Genomic DNA, 19,131 nt, shown 5'->3' with positions numbered 1-19,131 from the left:
TGTGTAACTTTATAAAAAGAATCATATATGGGGGAGATAAATTAATTAAAAAATAGATAATAAAGTGATAAGGATTATAGGAAAATCAGAAAAGGGGGATTTTCTTATAATGTGTTGCGGATTAAGATTGTTGATAATTATTAATCTTGCTCTACTACATAGTTAATATAAGATTAGAATGTTTTGATAAAAATAAGGGAGTTTTTATGAAAGCAACATATGTAGATATTCATATTCATACGTCAGAAAATCCTAATAAATTATCTTCTAATTATAATGTAAAAAAATTGGTAGATAATGTAAAAAAAATCGCAAAAGATAATCCGATACTGCTTTCTTTAACAGATCATAATACTATTAATAAAAATGCTTATATGGAATTATTAAAGGAAGATACTATTTCAACTATATTAGGTGTGGAGCTTCATATAAAAAAATATTCAGATGCTCCTCCATATCATTGTCATATTATTTTTAACACTGAAATTACTGAAAGGAATATTGATGATATTAATAATAAGTTAAATAAACTTTATCCAGATAAATTTGTTAAAGATGATGATGAAAATACACCTAATATTGAAAATATTATAAATACTTTTGATATGTATGAGTTTTTATTACTACCACATGGTGGTCAATCTCATAGAACTTTTGATAAGGCAACATCAAAGACTAAGATATTTGATACATCTATGGAGCAAAGTATCTATCATAATCATTTTGATGGATTTACATCTAGAAGTAGTAAAGGGCTTAAGGAGACAAAAGCATATTTTAAAAAATTAGGAATCGATGATTTTGTTAATCTTGTTACATGCACGGATAATTATAATCCACTTATTTATCCTAAAACAAAAGAAGATAATGCCGAAGAATTTATACCTACATGGATTTTAGCTGAGCCTACTTTTGAGGGATTAAGATTATCATTATCAGAAGAATCAAGGCTTCATTATGATTATTTACCTCCACAAAGTTGGACTAAGACATTTGGAAATATCAACTTAAAAAATGATAAAATCGAGATTGATGTGAATATGACTCCTGGACTTAATGTTGTAATAGGCGGATCTTCAAGTGGAAAAACATTATTTGTAGATAGCTTAGTTAAGGGGAGTTCTAAGGATTTCACACAGTCAAAATATAATTTGTTTAGTGTGAAGGATATTAATATAGAAAACCCAACGAATGTACAACCATATTATATTAGTCAGAACTTTATTATGGAGATCATAAATGATAGTAAAAATGATTTAGGAGCAATACCAATCATAAGTCAGGTTTTCCCAGAGGATAGTGAAACTTTAAGCTGTATTAGAAATAGTTTAATTACATTACGTCGTCAAATTAATGCGTTAGTAGATAGTGCTAAAAGAATTGAAGAGTTGAAAATAGAGCTTTCGCATATAAAACCTCCAAACTTTTTATTTATAAATGAGGTCATAAAAGAAGCCCCTATTGAAAAGATTACTCCAAATGAGGAGAATAAAAGATGTTTATCGGTATCTAAAGCAACTATTGATGAGTATAAACGTGTGCTTTATGATATGAAGGCGTTGTTTAACAAGCATCCTATCGTTCAGAATCGAAATAAAGAAATTGAATTATTAGCTAGCACTTTAGAGGATATAGTTTTGATATCAGATATTAATGGAATTGTATTTGGTAAAATAGAGGAAGCTTTAATAAAGTTAAAAACTAAAAATAGTGAAAGTGATAGATATATTTCTCAGATTAAAATAGAAAGAGGAAACCTACTTAAATATATATATGAATATATAAAATTACTTCAGAATTTTTATAATGCTAAAGATAAATTATCTAAGTTTAATGTGTCTTTTAAAACGAAAGAAATAAAAGTAGCAGGTCACACGTTAAGTATCAAAAATTCATTCAACCTTACAGAAGACCGACTTGTAGAAGCCATTAATACATATCTAATTAAAGAAAAGCGATTATCTAATTTTTATGAATTAGAGCCATCTAATATAGTGATAGAAAACTTCTCTAAAAGACCACGGATAAATTCGTATGATGACTTTAGTGAAAGGGTTTATGGGGTTATTGCTGAGACAAATAAGAAAGAATATGAAATTATAACTAAGGATGGACATGATTATAAAAGTTTAAGTCCTGGATGGAAGTCTGCAATAATATTAGATTTAATATTAGGGTACAAAGATAATACTGCACCAATAATTATTGATCAACCTGAGGATAATTTAGCAACTAGTTATATTAATCATGATTTAATTGAAATGATTAAAAGGATTAAAGTTGAAAAACAAGTTATCTTAGTTTCTCATAATGCAACAATACCGATGTTAGGGGATGCTCAAAATTTAATTATGTGTGAAAATGAAGGTGAGAAACTATATATTACATCTGCTAGTTTAGAATCAAAAATAAAGGGGAAAAAGACGCTAGATTGGATTGCAGAATTAACAGATGGTGGAAAGTCCTCTATAAAAAAACGAGTTAAAAAATATAACTTTAGATCGTATAAGGGAGATGTAGATTTATGAAATTAAAGTTTTATAAACAGGGAGATAATAATTGTGTTGAAATTTTAACTAAAGACGGCAAAGCTATGGACTTTGATTATATAAAGATGGTGGAACAAATTTTTATTGATCAGGAAATAGAGGATGCTGATATTGATGAAAAGTATTCAGAAGAAGAGCGTTTATCTATAGAGTCGTTAATGATAGATATTTCTAATACAATTTCACCTTTATTTAAAAAGGGCGTCACTGAAACTGATATAAATACTAATTTTGATTAATACAAGTTTCAATGTTTTTTGAAAATCTGCTTAGGAGAAGTCTATGAATCAATATTATAGAGATTTAATTGCAACTGAATTTCGCAACTGTGTCAGCGGTACAATCGAACGTATTAAGGGAAATGAACAAACATATCGTCCTTTTCATACGGCTTTACTCTCTGATGATGTAGTATTCTGGAGTGCATTTGAAAGATCGTTTAGTACATCGTTTGGACAGCGTGTTATTGAGGAAATTGCACTCTTAGTAGCACGTTCAAATGGTGCAACTGAAGCAAAGCGTCAATTTGAAACCGTTGTACATATAGATGTTGCATACGAGAATGCAATTAATCAAGAGTTACGTATGTTAAGAGAAAGACATAGTAGTTTTTCGACCTCCTGGAATCACACTTTACAGCGTGTATTACAAACTAATATATCTGGTCAAATAATGGATATTAGAGTTATATCTGATCTGTGGTGGTGTAAAGACGGTATTGATAACTACATTAGTTTAAAAACTGTTAAGCCAAATATTGACCAAACACTTGTTGCAAAACAAGACTGTTTACGTTTGGCGGTTAATAATCCAAACTGCAACGTTTATTTTGGTCTCCCTTACAATCCGTATGGTGAGTTTAAAGATGACTATGCTCATAATCCGCCTATGCGAATTTTTGATTTTCATCATGATTCTATTGTTCTTATTGGTAAAGATATGTGGGAGACTATTGGTGGAGTGGGGTGCTATGACGAGTTATTAGATATTGCCGAAGAAGTTGGTGAAGAAACTAGATGGAGGATTGGGAATTTGCGATAATCATTCTAAGATACGATGCTCGAGTATTGGGGAAACTTGTCAATTGTCCTCCTCGAAATGTAGGAGTAGTTTGTTATATAATTCAATGAAGAAATAGATAATTAATCTGCTATGAGCGAAAACCTTGTATCACCGTCTTTAATATGAGTGGCTCTTTCTTTTTCAAGTATTTTATTTATTGCAAGTCTCCAAGTAATATCGTTAGTATTTTTGTATCTTGAATATGAAAAACCTGTGTACTGCGGTAGTTTTTCGCCATTCATATCAGCAATAATTGTTTTAGCTATTGCTTCACCAAGTTTAATAGGAACTGCATTACCAATTTGTTTATATTGTTCTTTAATTGGACCACAAATTTTCCATTCGTCAGGAAACTCTTGGATTCTACTGTATTCTTCAACACTAAGTGGGCGATTTTTTACTGGGTGGCACAAATCTGTTGCTGGCATTGTAGGATCAGTAACTAGTGTAGGGGATGGTCGTTTGAAATTTAATCTTCTATAAAAGCCTGTTTTTCCACCACCCAGTAGTAACTTGGATCCCATTGCTTCAAACTGCATTTCTGGAGGAAGATCTTTCCAATATTGTCCTTCTTTTAATTTTTTGTAAAATTTGAGGCGTTTTTCTGGAAACTGGATGTAATGTAGGGCTTCTTCATCAAGGTCAGAAATGACTTCTTGTAAAGTTCTCCACGGAAGTAAACCGAATTCTCCATTTTCAGCATGAGAAGGAGATAAATACTGGACTTTCTCGGTACCTAGTTTTCCAATTATTATGATACGTTCTCTAATCTGTGGTGTACCAAAATTAGCAGCGTTGTACAGTTCAAATGAGACTGTATATCCAGCTTGTTCAAGTTTATCTATGATTACACAAAGTGCTCCACCTTTAATTGGCTTTTTTATGTCATTATATGGATAAGGAGCAGATAGTAAACCTCTTACATTTTCAATCACAACATATGTTGGACGTATCTTTTCAATTATTTCAATATATCGAAGAAATACATTGCCTCGCTCGTCTTTCAATGCCCGACGTGCCCCTGCAGTACTAAATGCCTGACAGGGCGGCCCACCGAAAATTACATCTACTTTTTTTCCCTTTGGAATTTTTGCTAAGCGTAAAATTTCTTCTGGCTCATATTTGTTAATATCTCCTATAAGTGCTATTTGAGGATTATTTTGTGCAATAGTGATTCTACAGAATTTATTGAATTCACAAGTGAGTAAGGCCTGTATCCCACCATTAGCCATTCCTATATCCAATCCCATTGCTCCAGAGAAAAAGCTAAGCGCAACTATTTTAGGTACCTCATTAGAAGTACGTTCATGGTCATCTGGTTCGACTATTACTTTGTTATCTTGAATATATGAATGTAAATCAGCTGGTTTTATTATCCATTGACTACCAATTCTTGTGGCAAAGAGCTTTTTCTCCTTTATCATTTTCCTTATATACTGAGGTGTTACTTTAAGTTGATTTGCAACTTCTTGTACTGTAAACAATTCATTAGCATTGACCATGGTCTTATTTCCTTTCTTTTGCGAAACTATTTACCGTCCTTATTATACAGGCTGATAAATTAGAAATCAAGTATTGTATTTTGGTACTTTGATTATATATTATAAATATTTTAATTAATAATGGTAATAATACTAATGATATATAAGAGCTGATATTTAAGTGGATAAATAAGTCTAAGGATTAATATTGAGGAAGATATGAAATGGAATCTTATCATAAACCTATAAGGAGTAAATAATTATGGGGTATAAAATGTATTTTGTGAATGAAAAGTTCAAAGCACCTAAAAAATGTAATGATAAAGAGTGGTAGACTATAGAGTTTTTTTAATCAGTGGGTATGATTTCGAAATCTAACTTATGTGGCTGAAAGATTTGTTTACTTTAAGTTTTCAAAGAATATGTAAGAGGCAGAAACATTTATACGTGAGTTAAGAATAATAAGAGAATAATAAGAGAAGAATAAGAGAAGAATAAGAGAAGAATAAGTATATCTATTGGAGTTTATATGGTTAGTTAATTGTGTAATGAGGATCTATGAAAACAACAAAATCTTTTGGAGAGTATTCCAAATATTCTCTCCATGATGCAAGGGTACAGAAAATAGAATACGTAGATGATAATTTGATCCTTACCTTTGATTACATTTTCTCTTATGAGAATGGTGTTGAACAAACTCATAAAGCTCAGGTTGTGTTTGAGACGTGCAATATAGATTTTTTTGAAATTTTCGTATTTAATAATACAATACTAGATACTTTCACAGGTAAAAGAATTGAGTTACCTCAGTATCAACAGGATTATAGTGAAAGTGAATTTGAGGTCATTACGGAGACCTATAATTGGGGACACGCTGTATTCCAGGGTTGGTTATGGACCGAAGGGAATCCCGTACACTGTATAATGAACATATACTTTAAAGGTGATATGGTATATGTAGTTGAATGAGGCTCGAAATGAGTGATTTAGATTTTACTATTAGCTGCATAGTTACATTCTTTAGTAAGAAGAGAACAAGTCCACCGAATTTAAATTATGGAATGTACTATCCTCATATCGTTATAAAAGGTACTGAGGAATATCTTGGTATTAATTTTATTGATGGTGAAGATGTCATCTTTGATAAAGAAATAGGAGCTAATGCGCTGCCACTTTATGAAACTGTAGATTATTCTGCTCTACAAGCAGGTACTGAGTTCTTTATCATGGAAGGCGGAAATATTGTTGGTGAAGGGATTGTAAAAGAAATCTTTCAACATAAACCGTATGGGAGTAAATAACTATGGGCTATAAAAATGTATGTGTAAACTGCCGGATCTCCTTGTCTGAGGGTACAAACTACGAGTTGTTTAACAGAAATAAAACCTGCCCTACCTGTAAAGGTAAAATGTATTTTGTGAACGAGAAGTTCAAGGCTCCTAAAAAATCTAATGACAAAGAATGGAAGATTATCGAGTATTTGTTGTTGAGTGGCTATGATTTCCGTAATCCTTATTGTGGATATGAAGAATGTATTTATTTTGAGTTCCCTAAGAATCTGCAAGAGGCAGAAGAGTTTATCCGAGAAATGAGGAATTTAGACTAAGTCAGGAGGTTTCGTATGGCACCGCAAGTTACAGATTTTTCGTTCTGGAATGAAATGTGGAAACAAAGTTATTATGATCGTGAGAAAGGGATTCGGGCGAATCCATTATTAGAGTATTGGGACAAGCGGGCCAATGATTTTTCTCTTATGCGTAAAAGCAATGACTACGACTTTGGACGGAAGGTGTATACTGCTTTAAGCAGTGTCTTAACACCTGATTCTAGTATGTTAGACATAGGTGCTGGTCCAGGTTCTTTCACAATTCCTTTTGCTCAACATATTAAATCTGTTACTGCTATTGAGCCGTCAAAGGGCATGGTGGCAGTCCTTAAAGAAAATGCCAAAGAATTAAACGTTGAGAATATTAACATCATTGAAGAATTGGTTCAGGACTTACCTCAAGATGGATCTCTTGACTCCCAATTTGATGTAGTGGCTATTTCTTTAGTACTTTGGATGTTCCCTGATGTGTGGCCTCGGCTTTTACAAATGGAACAATATTCTAAAGGCTATTGTGCAATCGTAGCTGGCATTCCCGATTGGAAGAATCCTCGGGAAGCTAGTAAATCTGATGTACAAGAGTTTCAAATTTTGTATAATATGTTACTTTCACAAGGGCGCTCACCTAATGTAAGCATCATTGATTATAGATGTGAACGTACTGTAGAAGATGAAATCGAGTGCCGAAAGATCATATACGAACAGTACTATGGAGACTTAACGCCAGTAGCAGAGGAACAAATCAAAAAAGAAATCAAAGCAAAATCTAAGGACAATAAATGTTTGATTTCCTCTCGGTCTGCTATAATTTGGTGGAATCCTAAGGAAGTTGTGTCACACACCTAAGATATAGTTGATAAATGGATTAGAAAAGGCAGTAGCATGATTAATATCGTTAAGGGCGATAGGGCGATTACCTATACCGAAGAAAGAAACTTTACCCCTCAGCAGGTAGCAGAACTGTTTTTATCTGTTCGTTGGGTGGTGGGCAAGTATCCTGATAGATTGCACAAGGCACTAATGAATTCATCGCGCGTGATTTCTGCTTGGGATGGAGATCGTTTAATAGGTCTTATTCGCGTCATGGATGATAGCGAACTTGTGTGCTTCATCAATTATGTGCTAGTTCATCCTGATTATCGGGGCCAAGGTATTGCAGGGCACTTGCTTGAAATGGTGAAAGACGCTTATAAATCGTATTTGTACATCAATGTTATGATTGGTGAAAGTAAGAATGCGACCTTTTACGAGAAACATGGTTTTAAAGTAAAGGAAAATTCCTTACCGATGCAATATCGCAATGTACCTAAATATACGAAAAAGTAAATAGAGACAAAGGCTACACAAGATCAAGGTGCTGATTTAATGATATAGTTTATAAATTAAATGGATACATTACTAATCAATGTGTAGCCTTTGTTGTTTAAACATTATATACTTAAATGAGTAAATTAATACATTGTGTATCTATTGTATAGAGTGGGAGGTATTATAAGTATGTTTTCCTGGTTAAAAAATCTTTTTTCTTCTAATAAAGAATCTCTTGATTCTCATACGAGAGTAGATGCTACAAAGTCTGTCGAGCTAAATTCTGATTTATTGGATGATGAACTGGATCCTTGTACTATTGGGTGGGATGCAATTACTGCAGAATGTGAACGTGTATATCCTGGTCAAACAGATCCTATGCATTTTGGAACATTGATTAGCTGGCGGCTTGGTGGCGATAGCCCTCTTGATGGTATCAGTGTGTATGATGATGGAGATAATTGGCACTTTGTAACATATGGTTTGTCCGAGCTGTACGAAAAGGATAGCGAAGATCCTACAATCAGTGGTTACGGCATGGAGTTTACTTATTGCTTAGATAAAGCAAGTGCCAACGATGATGAGATCAGAAGTGTTTGTGGTGTATTACAACAAATTGCAAAATTTACTTTTACTGCTGGAGAAATTTTTAAACCTTATGAATATCTTTATAGTGGACAAACAGAGGGCATAGACTCAAATAATAGTTCCAATATTGTTGGCTTCATTACTATTCCTGATGCTAAATTGCAAACTCTTGATACTCCTAATGGCAAATTAGAATTTGTAGAGTTCATCGGTGTGACTAACGAAGAATTACTTGCTGTAAAAGACAAGAAGATGACAGTACAAGAATTATATGAGTTGTTGGGCACTGATGTAACATCTTATAATAGAAATCCGGTTCTTGAGCACAATGGTGCTGAGTAATAACTATTAGTAATATTAAAGAAATTAATTGGTAAAAAGAGATTAAAGCATATTCAATTCGGATTGGATTTTAATGAAATAAGCTGAAAGCCTTGCTAATAGCGGGCTTTCTTTTTTTCATTAATAGTGATATAACCAATATTGATTATAGCCGTACCCCTATATGTTTATTGACACTGTATATACCGCATGCTACGATGAGGAAAATCACATATGATTGGGTTAGGTGTCTATTGACTTAATAGAGAATTTGGTACAAGCCAAAGCGGTCACGCCACTGTAACAGCGAGGTACTTTGCATAGAGGGTGAAATGCTCTCGGTCACTGAGGTTTTTGGGAAGGCGCAAAGTAACGTTAAACTGGAGCCAGGAGAACTGCCTAATTAACAATTGCCAATTGACCTGCGAGAGACAGGGATGGGGATTGATATAGATGAATTTATACTAGCTATGCATAGTTGAAAGCTCATACTATATGCTAGCTTATTAGGCGTGGTAGTTAGTCTAACTGAGATGACAGCCCGTTTCCTCTTCGTGGGGAAACGGGCTTTTTATGTGCACTTATAGAGATAGTTTTAGTTGAGAGAAGAGAGGTACTTATGTTTAAACAAAAGAAGTTCATAGCGTATTTAGCCACGGTTTTCCTCCTAATAGTTAGTATGCTCATCGTTGCATGTGGAGGTCCAAGCGAAACGAAAAAAGATACGGTGCAAAATAGCAAGCCTATTGAGATTACTGACGTAACAGGTCGTACAGTTACACTGAAAAAGCCAGCAGAGAGAGTTGTTTTACAATGGAGTGGTGCGGGTGGTCCATTCTTTACGATTTCCGCCCTTATGGGCAAGAATACGCCGAAGGTTATTGCTGGCATGGATACCTCTTTGCAGGATTACAGGGCGGATATGTGGAAACACTTCACTACGGAAATGCCTGAACTAGCTAAGATTCCTGTAGTTGGTACCATTGGGGATAAAACATTTAATGCTGAGCAAGTTGTGGCATTAAATCCAGATGTTATTTTTATCCCTGTTGATTTGAAAGATCAGTACGAGTCTGATGCAAAAGCAAAAATGGATGCTGCTGGTATTCAGACTATTTACATAGATTACCATGCAGAAAAACTGGAAAGTCATCAAAAATCCATTGAAGCTATTGGTAAAGCTTTAGGTAAAGAAGAACGTGCTGCAGAGATTAACAAGTTCTATACAGATCGTGTGACAAGAGTTCTCGATCGTGTTAGTAAAATTAACAAACCAAAACCAACAGTTTACCTTGAAGTTGGTATGAATGGTCCGGAAGAATTTGGTAATTCCTTCAGTAGCAATTATTCTTGGGGTGCCTTAGCGACTATGGCTGGTGGTGATGTAATCACAAAGGATGCTGTTAAGAAATCCTCTCCTATTAATCCGGAATTTATTTTAGAGAAAAATCCAGATATTATCATGATCATGGGTTCTTACTGGCCTAAAAAACCGACTTCTATGCGTTTAGGTTTTGAAGCAACCGAAGCATCTTCTCAAGAGTTATTGAAAGCTTTCACCACAGAACGTCAAGGTTGGAGCGAATTAAAAGCTGTTGAAAATAAACAAGTTTACTCTGCGCACCACGGTCTTCCACGTGAAGTCTTTGATGCAGCGGTATTTGAATATTTAGCAAAAACCTTCTATCCTGAAGAGTTTAAAGATGTAGATCCTGAAGCTACACTTAAAGAGTTCTATGACAAATTCTTGCCATTCTCTTATAGTGGCATCTGGTTTATGCATATGAATTAGGGTTGTGTTGTGCGTGAAGGAGCTGATGATGTAAAACCCAAATAAATGCTGTTATATATTGTGTTTATTAGAACTTATTAAGTTTGGAATCGAGGTATTCTATGGTTAAGAAAAAGAAATTTATGGCTTATTTAGCCACAGTTTTTCTACTGATTGTTAGCATGCTCCTGACTGCATGTGGTGGCCCTGGGGATACAAAAAAGGATGCAGCTCAGACTGGTAAATCTATTGAGATTACAGACGTAACAGGTCAAAAGGTTACGTTGAAAAAGCCAGCAGAACGCGTAGTAGTTCAATTGAGTGCTTCTGGTGGTGCGTTCTTGACTATGGCTGCGTTGCAAGGCAAAGATGTGGCTAAGACTATTGTTGGTATTGACCCTTATTTAAGCAAATTGCGTACAGATATGTGGGATCGCTACAAATCTGAAGTGCCAGAGTTGGAAAAAATTCCTCTCATTGGTAACGTAAATGATAAAACATTTGATGTGGAAAAAGTAATTTCCTTAAACCCAGATGTTATCTTCATGCCTTTATATTTCAAAGATCAATATGAAGCTGATTACAAACCTAAAATCGATGCAGCTGGCATTCCTACTATCTATATCGATTACCATGCGGAAAAGCTTGAAAATCATCAAAAATCTATCGAAGCTATCGGTAAAGCATTGGGTAAAGAAGAGCGTGCAGCAGAAATCAACAAGTTCTATACTGACCGTTTAACAAGAGTTATGGACCGCATTAGCAAAATCAATAAACCAAAACCAACTGTTTACATTGAAACAGGTAACGAAGGTCCAGAAGGTTTAGGTTTTGCGTATAGTGCAAACGTAGCATGGGGCGCATTGGCAACGCAAGTTGGTGGCGACCTTATTACAAAAGATGTAGTTCAAAAAGCAGGTCCTGTTAACCCAGAATTTATTTTGGAAAGAAACCCAGATATCATCATGATCATCGGTTCTTACTGGCCTAAGAAACCTACATCCATGCGTTTAGGTTTTGATACAAATGAAGCAAAATCTCAAGAGTTATTGAAAGCTTTCACTACAGAACGTCAAGGCTGGCCTGAATTGAAAGCCGTTCAATCTAAAAATGTTTTCTCTACTCACCATGGTTTACCTCGTGAAGTATATGACGTTGCAGTATTTGAATACTTAGCTAAAACATTCTATCCTGAGGAATTCAAGGATGTAGATCCTGAAGGCACACTTAAGGAATTCTATGACAAATTCCTTCCATTCTCTTACGGTGGCGTTTGGTTTATGCAGTTGAACTAAAAAGGGGTTTTGTATAGTGACGGAAACTAACAATCAGTACGATTATAAAAAACAGAGCTATAAAAAGCTCATGTTTATTATCATTGGTCTGATCATTTGTGCGGTAAGTTTTGTTACCGATATTATTGTAGGTCCTGCATCACTTACGTTAAGTGATGTATGGCTCGCATTAACAGACCCAGCAGAGGTTTCCAAAAACGCATATGTTATCATTTGGTCGATTCGTCTTCCGACGGCCATTATGGCATTGCTCGTAGGTGCTTCTTTGGGCATTGCTGGTGCTGGCATGCAGACTATTCTTGATAACCCGTTATCTAGCCCATATACACTTGGTATATCCGCAGGGGCTGGCTTCGGTGCATCTCTCATGGTTGTTGTAGGCGCTAGTGCATTAGAGTTTTTAGGTGTCTTTATGGTTCCATTTGGCGCCTTTGTATTCGCTAGTTTGACGAGTTTCTTTATCTATTCCATCAATAAGATTAAGAACTTCTCCTCTGAAACGATGATTCTCGCCGGTATCGGCATGATGTTCTTGTTCCAAGCGCTTCAATCCTTGATGCAATATATGGCATCTCCTGAGGCCCTTCAAAACATCGTGTTCTGGACGATGGGTAGTTTAGCTAAGGCAAATTGGGTGAACATCTCTATTGTTCTTATCGTGCTAGCAATCATGCTTCCGCTTATGATGCGTGAATCTTGGCGTTTAACAGCATTAAAATTAGGCGATGAAAAGGCTTCTGGTCTTGGTGTTAATGTTGAAAGCTTACGAGTAAAAGTGTTTGCTTTCATCTCCATCATTACAGCCGTTGCCGTTTCTTTCGTTGGAACCATTGGTTTTATCGGTATTGTAGGACCACATATTGCACGTATGCTTGTGGGGGAGGATCAACGGTATTTCTTACCGTTATCTGCAGTATGTGGCATGGCGATTTTGTCTCTCGCATCTATTGCGAGTAAGATGCTCGTTCCTGGGGCGATGTTCCCAATCGGTATTGTGACAGCAATCATCGGTGTACCTTTCTTCTTCTCGTTGGTATTAACTAGGAAAAGGAGCTATTTCAAATGATTGAAGTTCATAATCTAACCTTTGGTTATTCCGCTACGGAAGACGGACAGATCTTAAAGGGCGTTGATTTTGCTGCTAAAACAGGTAAATTGACTGCGCTCATTGGTACTAACGGTGCTGGTAAATCTACACTTTTAAAAACAATCATGGGTATCTTGAAAGGCAAGGGCGAGATTTCCGTTAATGGTAAACCTGTATCTCAATATTCTACAAAGGATTTTAGTAGTACAGTGAGCTATTTGTCTCAAGATAATGACTGTAAAGTCAATCTATCTGTTTTTGAAGTAGTTATGCTAGGGCGCATGGGGTCCATGTCCTTCCGCGTAAGTGATGAGGATATTGCAGCCACACAAGAGGTATTGGAACGGTTGAACTTACAGCGCTTTGCATCGCGCAGCATCATGGAGCTCAGCGGTGGTCAACGCCAACTTGTGTTCATGGCGCAAGCCCTTGTAAAAGAACCTAAAATCTTAATTCTTGATGAACCGACAAGTGCTTTAGATTTGCACAAGCAATTTGACTTGTTAACATTGTTAAAAAACCTGACTCAAGAAAATGATTTTACAACACTCGTAACATTGCATCATCTTGATCTGGCGGCTATGTTCGCAGATGAAATCATCGTGCTTAAAGAGGGTACAGTATACGCTCAGGGCGCGCCGAAAGACATCTTTACAGAAGCCATGATGGAAGATGTATACCGTGTTAAAACGAAAATTTATATCGATGACAATGGGCTACCTCATGTAATTCCATTAGAAGCTATTATTAATTAATAGGATTCTTTGTGATTGCACTGATCTATTATAGTGTTGGCACTATTTATTATAGATAGTCATTGACGTGAATCCAGTTATTAATAGGATGTAAGACTATTAGTTAAAAATAAAAGAGGCTGAAATCTTTGCAAGCAGCATTGATTTCAGCTTCTTTCTGTTGGGAAAAGTAGTGGTATTGTATTTAAATAATCTCTTTAACCTGTGCTATACCCTTATCAGTAAGCACGTAGTGTCCATTTGTCACATATAATAGACCTTGTTTCTTTAGCTGTGAAGCAGCTTGATGAGTATAATCAGGCCTCCAGTTCAAATGCTCGTGAATAGTGCCAATGCCGTTTTCAACGTGCGCGATAGGTGTATCCATATGAGTATAAATATGGCATAGCATCATCGTTTCCCGATAATGGCGACGCAAATGACGTTGACTGCGGTATGTGGCGATATAGCCTGTCTTCGGTGTTGCGATAACAGCGATAATCAGTGCGATACCGATGGTGGTTGCAATGGAACCAGCGATGGACACGTCCATGGTGAAAGCTACTTCCGTACCGACGACAGCACAGATAATACCGATGATGATACTGCTAGTAAGCATGGCTTTCACAGAGTCCGTCCATAAATAAGCGATGACCGCAGGCCCTATCATGAGGCCGATGACGAGAATGGCGCCTACCGCTTGGAACGAGGCCACAACGGTGAGGGATACCATGGTCATCAGCACGTAGTGGATGAGGGCTGGCATAAAACCGAAGAGTCCCGCTAGTAGCGGATCAAAGGTGGAGAGTTGCAATTCCTTGTAGAACAGCATGACTAAAATTAAATTGATGAGCGCCACGCCTAGGGAAATCCATAGCGATATAGGCCCCAAGTCGGTGCCGCTCACAATCCATCGATCAAAGGGGGCAAAGGCTATTTCGCCGAGTAATGCGGTATCTACATCGAGATGAGCGTTACCGCTGTATAGGCTGACTAGAATGATGGCGATAGAGAATAGAAGCGGGAAGATGATGCCGATAGACGCATCTTCGTTGACAAGCCCCGTATTGTGTATCATTTCTGTAAGCCATACGGTGCCTACACCAACTAAGGTAGCCCCGACGAGTAGAAATGGAGAGTTTAAATCTTCCGTCATAAAGAAAGCGAGCACGATGCCGAGGAATACGGTGTGCGTAATGGCATCGGCCATCATGGACATGCGGCGCAATACGAGGAAGACCCCAGGGATGGCACATGCGATGGATACCGCAATGGCAATGAGCAATATCTCTGTATGAACTGTCATGGGGCACCTCCTATGCGAGGTTGTGCATCCTCTGCTACGTAAATACTTTGCTGTGCCTTGGATTTGGGAGCCCTTGTGGTTTCTAACAATAATGCGTGCTTTGACTGTCTATTTTTGCGGAACTGCCAGAGCATACCTCGGTTAGGAGCAAAGATGAGGCTCAATAATACGAGAATCGATAAAATGACGATGATAGCTGGGCCTGTCGGTAATTTTGGGACCGATGTACTCCAGATAGTACCGCCGATGGCGGATATCATGCCGAAACATCCTGCTAATATACACATGGTGTCCAGTTTATTCGTCCACTGTCTTGCCCCAACGGCGGGTGCAATGAGGAGGGAGCTAATTAAAATAGCCCCTACCGATTGAATACCGATGATGATGGTCATGATCAATAATGAACGATATAAAATAAGGGTGAAAGTGACGGGAATTTGTAGTGTTTTGGCGTATTCCACATCGAAGGAGATGAGCTTTAGTTCCTTCCAGAATAATGCGGTTAACACGATGATGATGAGTGCCGCTGCAGATGTGATGTACACGTCGCGCGCTAATATGGTGGCGGCCTGTCCAAATATGAATTTTGAAAGCCCCGCCTGACCAGCATTGTTTAAGCTTTGTACATAGGTGAGCAATACCATACCGAGCCCAAAGAAGGCGGAGAGTATGGTGGCCAAAGCACCATCAAATTTTATTTTGCTGTTTTCTACGGTGATGGTAATGAGCCAAGCCGCAGTGATAGAGGATAGGGCAGCACCTGCGATGAGAACTTCGATGTCCTTGATGCCCGTCAGCAAGAAGGCAATGACCACGCCGGGTAGTGCCGCATGAGATAGGCCGTCACCGATGAGGCTTTCCTTGCGAAGTACCGCAAAGGTACCAGCGATACCGCTAGCGAGGCCTAATAACGCCGTGCCGAGCAGTACCATTTGAGTCGTATAGGATTGGAGTATGGTCATACAATCCTCCCCTTGCCATAGGTGCGCTCAATAGCTTCATCCGTAAATGTATCTGCTACGGGGCCATAGGCGACAGTTTGTTTGTTTACCATCGTTACCCAATCGAAATATTGGGGCACCGTATTTAAATCGTGGTGGACGACGATAACCGTTTTGCCTCGAGCTTTCATTTCTTGTAAAAGCGAAATAATAGCATGCTCTGTGGTTTTATCGACGCCCTTGAAGGGTTCGTCCATGAGGTAAATATCTGCCTCTTGGACGAGAGCTCTTGCGAGGAAGACGCGTTGTTGTTGTCCCCCTGAAAGCTGGCGAATTTGTCTGTCCACATAGTCGCTCATGCCCATTTTTTCAATCATGGAGAGGGCGAGTTCCTTATCCTTTTTGCTAGGTCGCTTGAACCAACCTAGATGACCATAACGACCCATGAGTACTACATCTAGTACGGTAGTGGGAAAGTCCCAGTCTACGCTACCACTTTGAGGGACGTAGGCGATTTTCTTGTAATCGTTTTTGTCCATCGCTAAGTGGTGATCGATATAAAATTTTACACTTCCTGAGATAACTGTTAGTAGACCGAGCATGGCCTTTAATAATGTGGACTTACCGGCACCATTAGGGCCGACAATGGCCGCTAAGGAACCGATGGGTACCTTCATATCTACGTCCCATAATACGGGTTTTGTCGTATATGCTACGGTCATATCTTCAACTTCAACGGCCCATTCCATGGAAACCTCCTTTATTTAAGTGCTTTGGTAATTGTATCAATATTGGCTTTTACCATGCCGATATATGTACCACCTTCAGTGCCTTCAGAGCCGAGAGAGTCAGAGTATAATTCGCCGCCGATGGAGACGTTCCAACCTTTAGCTTTAGAAGCTTCTTGAACGGCTTCAATTGTTTTGTGAGGTACAGAAGACTCTACGAAGATAGCTTTGATCTTGTGGTCTACGATGAATTGAACGAGGTTATTCATATCTTGTGTACCTGCTTCTGTGGCAGTGCTTACACCTTGCAAACCTTTTACTTCAAAACCGTACGCACGAGCAAAGTATTGGAATGCATCATGAGCTGTTACAAGTACGCGAGATTCTTTTGGAATAGATTCTGCTTGAGCTTTAACGTACGCATCAGTTTCATCTAATTTAGTAAGGTATGCGTCATAGCGTTTTTGGTAATCTTCTTTATGAGCCGGATCGGCTTTCGCAAGACCTTCGTATACTGCTTTTGCTGCCAGCTTCCAGTTAGCAACGTCAAACCAAATATGAGGGTCTTTTGTTTTTACACCATCTTCTTCGTCAAAGTCGAGCAATGTAGCTGGATCAATGGCATCAGATACGCGGATGGTCGCTTTATTTTGCTTTGTTAGATTATCAAAAATGGAGCCCATTTTACCTTCCAAGTGAATGCCGTTGTATACTACAACATCCGCCTTAGACATAGCTGTTACATCGCCTGCACTCGCTTGATATAAGTGAGGGTCTACACCAGGTCCCATGAGACCTTGAACGGTTACATGGTCACCGCCGATTTCTTTTACTAAATCCGTTAACATCGTTGTAGTAGCTACGACATTAAGTTTTTTCTGACTATCTTGGGCTGTGTCCTTTCCGCAGCCTGCAAGGGCAAATACTATAAGTGCTAATGATACGACGACTAATAAAATTCGATTAAATTTCATAATAAGCCTCCTTTTTTATAGATACTAAATTTAAAAACATTAATGACTTTGTTTGAGAGAAATATTTTGTTCTAATAATGAAATAATTTGAAGAAGGAGAATATCTCTCTGAATTTAAACGGAAAAATAGCCGCTACTAACGTAGCGGCTAGTGGCAGTTATACAGTCTTCTGCTAAGGTCAAAATAATCTAGGGAATAAGTGCTTGTAGATGGCTAGGCCCAACGAGGGCAACGATACCAAGTACCATCATGACCTTCATTTGAATACGCTTTCTACGTCTCATGATGAACCTCCTTTGTGTAGTTTTTTGTCATATCAACTAGATATGTGAGTCCGGACAGTTATCTTGAATTCAATATATCATAAATGAGAAATTTTATCAATAAGAATTTATTCTTTTAATATTCATCTTTATTTAGTATGATATTATGCATAGGTAAAAGGTTAATAAGGAGGCTTCTTATGAATAAATTATTCCGATACGCTGCTGCAGCAGTACTCGTTGCATCTTTTGGCATGTTAAGTGATTATACAGCTGATGCGGCGAAGTTTTTAGAATCTCCAAGAGAGGTTACTATTGTAAAACCTGAGTTGCCTGAGATCCCTCAAACCGCTATGGTAGCGCCTGATATGCGCGTACGCTTCTTGATTGATAAAAAAGGTAATGTTAAAAATGTTTTCGTAGAGCGCTCTTCTGGATATGCTCCTGTTGATGAAGCAGTAAAAAAAGCAATTTTGCAGTGGAAGTTTACCCCTGCTATTGGCACAGATCAAAAGGCACACGAATCCATTATTGGGATGACAATTACTCTGCCTAAGCAAGCTGTGAAAGCTAAATAAGGAGAAAACGATGAATAAAGTGTTGCGTTGTATTATATTAAGCTCATTGTTTGTAATGAGTATGGTAGCTTCTGTGTTGGCAGCTCCATATGATCCACCAGTAGCTATAGCTACACCACCTATTGACCGAGCATTGCTCGCGGCCTATGGTGAAGCTGCTCATGGTGCAGATATACGTTTTACCATCAAGGAAGATGGTTCTGTAGGGGACGTTGAAGTTGTCTCATCTAGTGGTTCTAGTACTCTTGATGCAGCCATTGTTGATACTATTTCTAAATGGAGATTTAGTCCTGCCACAGATTCTAATGGTAAACCTGTAGCATCTTCTAAAACTGAATATATTGATTTTAAAAACTAATCAAAGGCACTCATACAGAACTGCACTCCAAAAATTGGACACAATTTTTGAAGTGCAGTTTTTGTATGCCAAAATATTCTAAAAAATAAAGTAAGGTTATTCATGTTCATAATATTGGATTCGTAAATCTTAAAAATTAATCAAAATTGTATCTGTAGCAACTGAAAATTACTTTCAAAA

The 19,131-nt window shown here is 37.4% G+C and carries 20 protein-coding genes and 1 riboswitch; of the genes, 15 read left to right on the top strand and 5 right to left on the bottom strand.

Annotated features, from left to right (window positions below):
* Positions 1-206 precede the first annotated feature (206 nt).
* From AAAT26_RS05250 to AAAT26_RS05240, 3 genes are read left to right on the top strand one after another with little or no spacing between them, the layout of a single operon-like run.
* Complete coding sequence (locus AAAT26_RS05250; RefSeq protein WP_316596781.1) at positions 207-2,528, top strand: hypothetical protein; 2,322 nt, start codon at positions 207-209, stop codon at positions 2,526-2,528.
* Positions 2,525-2,788 (top strand): hypothetical protein, encoded by a 264-nt coding sequence (locus AAAT26_RS05245; protein ID WP_316596782.1) that lies wholly within the window; start codon positions 2,525-2,527, stop codon positions 2,786-2,788. The genes AAAT26_RS05250 and AAAT26_RS05245 overlap by 4 nt, the downstream gene beginning before the upstream one ends.
* A 43-nt stretch (positions 2,789-2,831) precedes the next feature.
* A complete protein-coding gene (locus AAAT26_RS05240) occupies positions 2,832-3,590 on the top strand; it encodes a TdeIII family type II restriction endonuclease (RefSeq protein WP_349208960.1) in 759 nt (252 codons plus the stop codon).
* A 101-nt stretch (positions 3,591-3,691) separates the two neighbouring features.
* On the opposite strand, the gene AAAT26_RS05235 is transcribed toward AAAT26_RS05240, so the two are convergent.
* Positions 3,692-5,113 carry a DNA cytosine methyltransferase gene (locus AAAT26_RS05235; protein WP_316596784.1) on the bottom strand — a complete coding sequence of 474 codons (1,422 nt, stop codon included), beginning with the start codon at positions 5,111-5,113 and terminating at the stop codon, positions 3,692-3,694.
* Positions 5,114-5,650: 537 nt separating this feature from the next.
* On the opposite strand from AAAT26_RS05235, the gene AAAT26_RS05230 reads away from it, so the two are divergent.
* From AAAT26_RS05230 to AAAT26_RS05185, 10 genes are all read left to right on the top strand, one after another.
* Positions 5,651-6,061, top strand: a complete 411-nt coding sequence (locus AAAT26_RS05230; protein ID WP_349208959.1) for a hypothetical protein — start codon at positions 5,651-5,653, stop codon at positions 6,059-6,061.
* Between the two features lie 8 nt (positions 6,062-6,069).
* Positions 6,070-6,393 (top strand): hypothetical protein, encoded by a 324-nt coding sequence (locus AAAT26_RS05225; RefSeq protein WP_349208958.1) that lies wholly within the window; start codon positions 6,070-6,072, stop codon positions 6,391-6,393.
* A gap of 2 nt (positions 6,394-6,395) precedes the next feature.
* Positions 6,396-6,698 (top strand): hypothetical protein, encoded by a 303-nt coding sequence (locus tag AAAT26_RS05220; protein ID WP_349208957.1) that lies wholly within the window; start codon positions 6,396-6,398, stop codon positions 6,696-6,698.
* A 15-nt stretch (positions 6,699-6,713) separates the two neighbouring features.
* Entirely contained in the window at positions 6,714-7,544 is an 831-nt protein-coding gene (locus AAAT26_RS05215) for a class I SAM-dependent methyltransferase (RefSeq protein WP_349208956.1), read from the top strand.
* Positions 7,545-7,580: 36 nt separating this feature from the next.
* On the top strand, positions 7,581-8,024 hold the full coding sequence (locus tag AAAT26_RS05210) for a GNAT family N-acetyltransferase (RefSeq protein ID WP_270279259.1): 444 nt from the start codon (positions 7,581-7,583) through the stop codon (positions 8,022-8,024).
* A gap of 171 nt (positions 8,025-8,195) precedes the next feature.
* Entirely contained in the window at positions 8,196-8,936 is a 741-nt protein-coding gene (locus AAAT26_RS05205; RefSeq protein WP_349208955.1) for a suppressor of fused domain protein, read from the top strand.
* Positions 8,937-9,143: 207 nt separating this feature from the next.
* Positions 9,144-9,332: riboswitch (cobalamin riboswitch) on the top strand.
* A gap of 202 nt (positions 9,333-9,534) precedes the next feature.
* On the top strand, positions 9,535-10,707 hold the full coding sequence (locus AAAT26_RS05200) for an ABC transporter substrate-binding protein (protein ID WP_349208954.1): 1,173 nt from the start codon (positions 9,535-9,537) through the stop codon (positions 10,705-10,707).
* A 101-nt stretch (positions 10,708-10,808) separates the two neighbouring features.
* A complete protein-coding gene (locus AAAT26_RS05195; protein WP_349208953.1) occupies positions 10,809-11,981 on the top strand; it encodes an ABC transporter substrate-binding protein in 1,173 nt (390 codons plus the stop codon).
* Positions 11,982-11,997: 16 nt separating this feature from the next.
* Entirely contained in the window at positions 11,998-13,047 is a 1,050-nt protein-coding gene (locus AAAT26_RS05190; protein WP_004697920.1) for a FecCD family ABC transporter permease, read from the top strand.
* Positions 13,044-13,823: an ABC transporter ATP-binding protein gene (locus AAAT26_RS05185; RefSeq protein ID WP_349208952.1), complete on the top strand. Its 780-nt coding sequence runs from the start codon at positions 13,044-13,046 to the stop codon at positions 13,821-13,823. Before AAAT26_RS05190 ends, AAAT26_RS05185 begins: the two co-directional genes overlap by 4 nt.
* A 184-nt stretch (positions 13,824-14,007) precedes the next feature.
* Here AAAT26_RS05185 and AAAT26_RS05180 read toward each other — a convergent pair whose 3' ends face one another.
* The 4 genes from AAAT26_RS05180 to AAAT26_RS05165 are packed head-to-tail and all read right to left on the bottom strand — an operon-like array spanning position 14,008 to position 17,751.
* Positions 14,008-15,108, bottom strand: coding sequence for a metal ABC transporter permease (locus tag AAAT26_RS05180; RefSeq protein ID WP_349208951.1), 1,101 nt, complete (start codon positions 15,106-15,108; stop codon positions 14,008-14,010).
* A complete protein-coding gene (locus AAAT26_RS05175; RefSeq protein WP_349208950.1) occupies positions 15,105-16,070 on the bottom strand; it encodes a metal ABC transporter permease in 966 nt (321 codons plus the stop codon). The genes AAAT26_RS05180 and AAAT26_RS05175 overlap by 4 nt, the downstream gene beginning before the upstream one ends.
* On the bottom strand, positions 16,067-16,798 hold the full coding sequence (locus AAAT26_RS05170) for a metal ABC transporter ATP-binding protein (RefSeq protein ID WP_004697906.1): 732 nt from the start codon (positions 16,796-16,798) through the stop codon (positions 16,067-16,069). Before AAAT26_RS05170 ends, AAAT26_RS05175 begins: the two co-directional genes overlap by 4 nt.
* An 11-nt stretch (positions 16,799-16,809) precedes the next feature.
* Positions 16,810-17,751: a metal ABC transporter solute-binding protein, Zn/Mn family gene (locus AAAT26_RS05165; protein WP_008603086.1), complete on the bottom strand. Its 942-nt coding sequence runs from the start codon at positions 17,749-17,751 to the stop codon at positions 16,810-16,812.
* A gap of 464 nt (positions 17,752-18,215) precedes the next feature.
* Here AAAT26_RS05165 and AAAT26_RS05160 point away from each other — a divergent pair, with 464 nt between their 5' ends.
* Together AAAT26_RS05160 and AAAT26_RS05155 are read left to right on the top strand one after the other, a co-directional pair.
* Positions 18,216-18,593, top strand: a complete 378-nt coding sequence (locus tag AAAT26_RS05160; RefSeq protein ID WP_024061071.1) for an energy transducer TonB — start codon at positions 18,216-18,218, stop codon at positions 18,591-18,593.
* 10 nt (positions 18,594-18,603) lie between these two features.
* Positions 18,604-18,951, top strand: a complete 348-nt coding sequence (locus AAAT26_RS05155; RefSeq protein ID WP_004694054.1) for an energy transducer TonB — start codon at positions 18,604-18,606, stop codon at positions 18,949-18,951.
* Positions 18,952-19,131 lie beyond the last annotated feature (180 nt).

Source organism: Veillonella parvula, from assembly GCF_040094895.1.
GTDB lineage: Bacteria > Bacillota > Negativicutes > Veillonellales > Veillonellaceae > Veillonella > Veillonella parvula_L.
The sequence above is the reverse complement of the archived record's forward strand: the minus strand, read 5'-3'. Positions and strand labels throughout refer to the sequence as shown.

Coding starts and splice junctions, on each gene's coding strand:
- AAAT26_RS05215 (WP_349208956.1), top strand. CDS start 6,714: ATGGCACCGCAAGTTACAGATTTTTCGTTCTGGAATGAAATGTGGAAA.
- AAAT26_RS05210 (WP_270279259.1), top strand. CDS start 7,581: ATGATTAATATCGTTAAGGGCGATAGGGCGATTACCTATACCGAAGAA.
- AAAT26_RS05220 (WP_349208957.1), top strand. CDS start 6,396: ATGGGCTATAAAAATGTATGTGTAAACTGCCGGATCTCCTTGTCTGAG.
- AAAT26_RS05225 (WP_349208958.1), top strand. CDS start 6,070: ATGAGTGATTTAGATTTTACTATTAGCTGCATAGTTACATTCTTTAGT.
- AAAT26_RS05180 (WP_349208951.1), bottom strand. CDS start 15,108: ATGACAGTTCATACAGAGATATTGCTCATTGCCATTGCGGTATCCATC.
- AAAT26_RS05200 (WP_349208954.1), top strand. CDS start 9,535: ATGTTTAAACAAAAGAAGTTCATAGCGTATTTAGCCACGGTTTTCCTC.
- AAAT26_RS05230 (WP_349208959.1), top strand. CDS start 5,651: ATGAAAACAACAAAATCTTTTGGAGAGTATTCCAAATATTCTCTCCAT.
- AAAT26_RS05245 (WP_316596782.1), top strand. CDS start 2,525: ATGAAATTAAAGTTTTATAAACAGGGAGATAATAATTGTGTTGAAATT.
- AAAT26_RS05160 (WP_024061071.1), top strand. CDS start 18,216: ATGAATAAATTATTCCGATACGCTGCTGCAGCAGTACTCGTTGCATCT.
- AAAT26_RS05165 (WP_008603086.1), bottom strand. CDS start 17,751: ATGAAATTTAATCGAATTTTATTAGTCGTCGTATCATTAGCACTTATA.
- AAAT26_RS05240 (WP_349208960.1), top strand. CDS start 2,832: ATGAATCAATATTATAGAGATTTAATTGCAACTGAATTTCGCAACTGT.
- AAAT26_RS05175 (WP_349208950.1), bottom strand. CDS start 16,070: ATGACCATACTCCAATCCTATACGACTCAAATGGTACTGCTCGGCACG.
- AAAT26_RS05205 (WP_349208955.1), top strand. CDS start 8,196: ATGTTTTCCTGGTTAAAAAATCTTTTTTCTTCTAATAAAGAATCTCTT.
- AAAT26_RS05155 (WP_004694054.1), top strand. CDS start 18,604: ATGAATAAAGTGTTGCGTTGTATTATATTAAGCTCATTGTTTGTAATG.
- AAAT26_RS05250 (WP_316596781.1), top strand. CDS start 207: ATGAAAGCAACATATGTAGATATTCATATTCATACGTCAGAAAATCCT.
- AAAT26_RS05170 (WP_004697906.1), bottom strand. CDS start 16,798: ATGGAATGGGCCGTTGAAGTTGAAGATATGACCGTAGCATATACGACA.
- AAAT26_RS05195 (WP_349208953.1), top strand. CDS start 10,809: ATGGTTAAGAAAAAGAAATTTATGGCTTATTTAGCCACAGTTTTTCTA.
- AAAT26_RS05185 (WP_349208952.1), top strand. CDS start 13,044: ATGATTGAAGTTCATAATCTAACCTTTGGTTATTCCGCTACGGAAGAC.
- AAAT26_RS05235 (WP_316596784.1), bottom strand. CDS start 5,113: ATGGTCAATGCTAATGAATTGTTTACAGTACAAGAAGTTGCAAATCAA.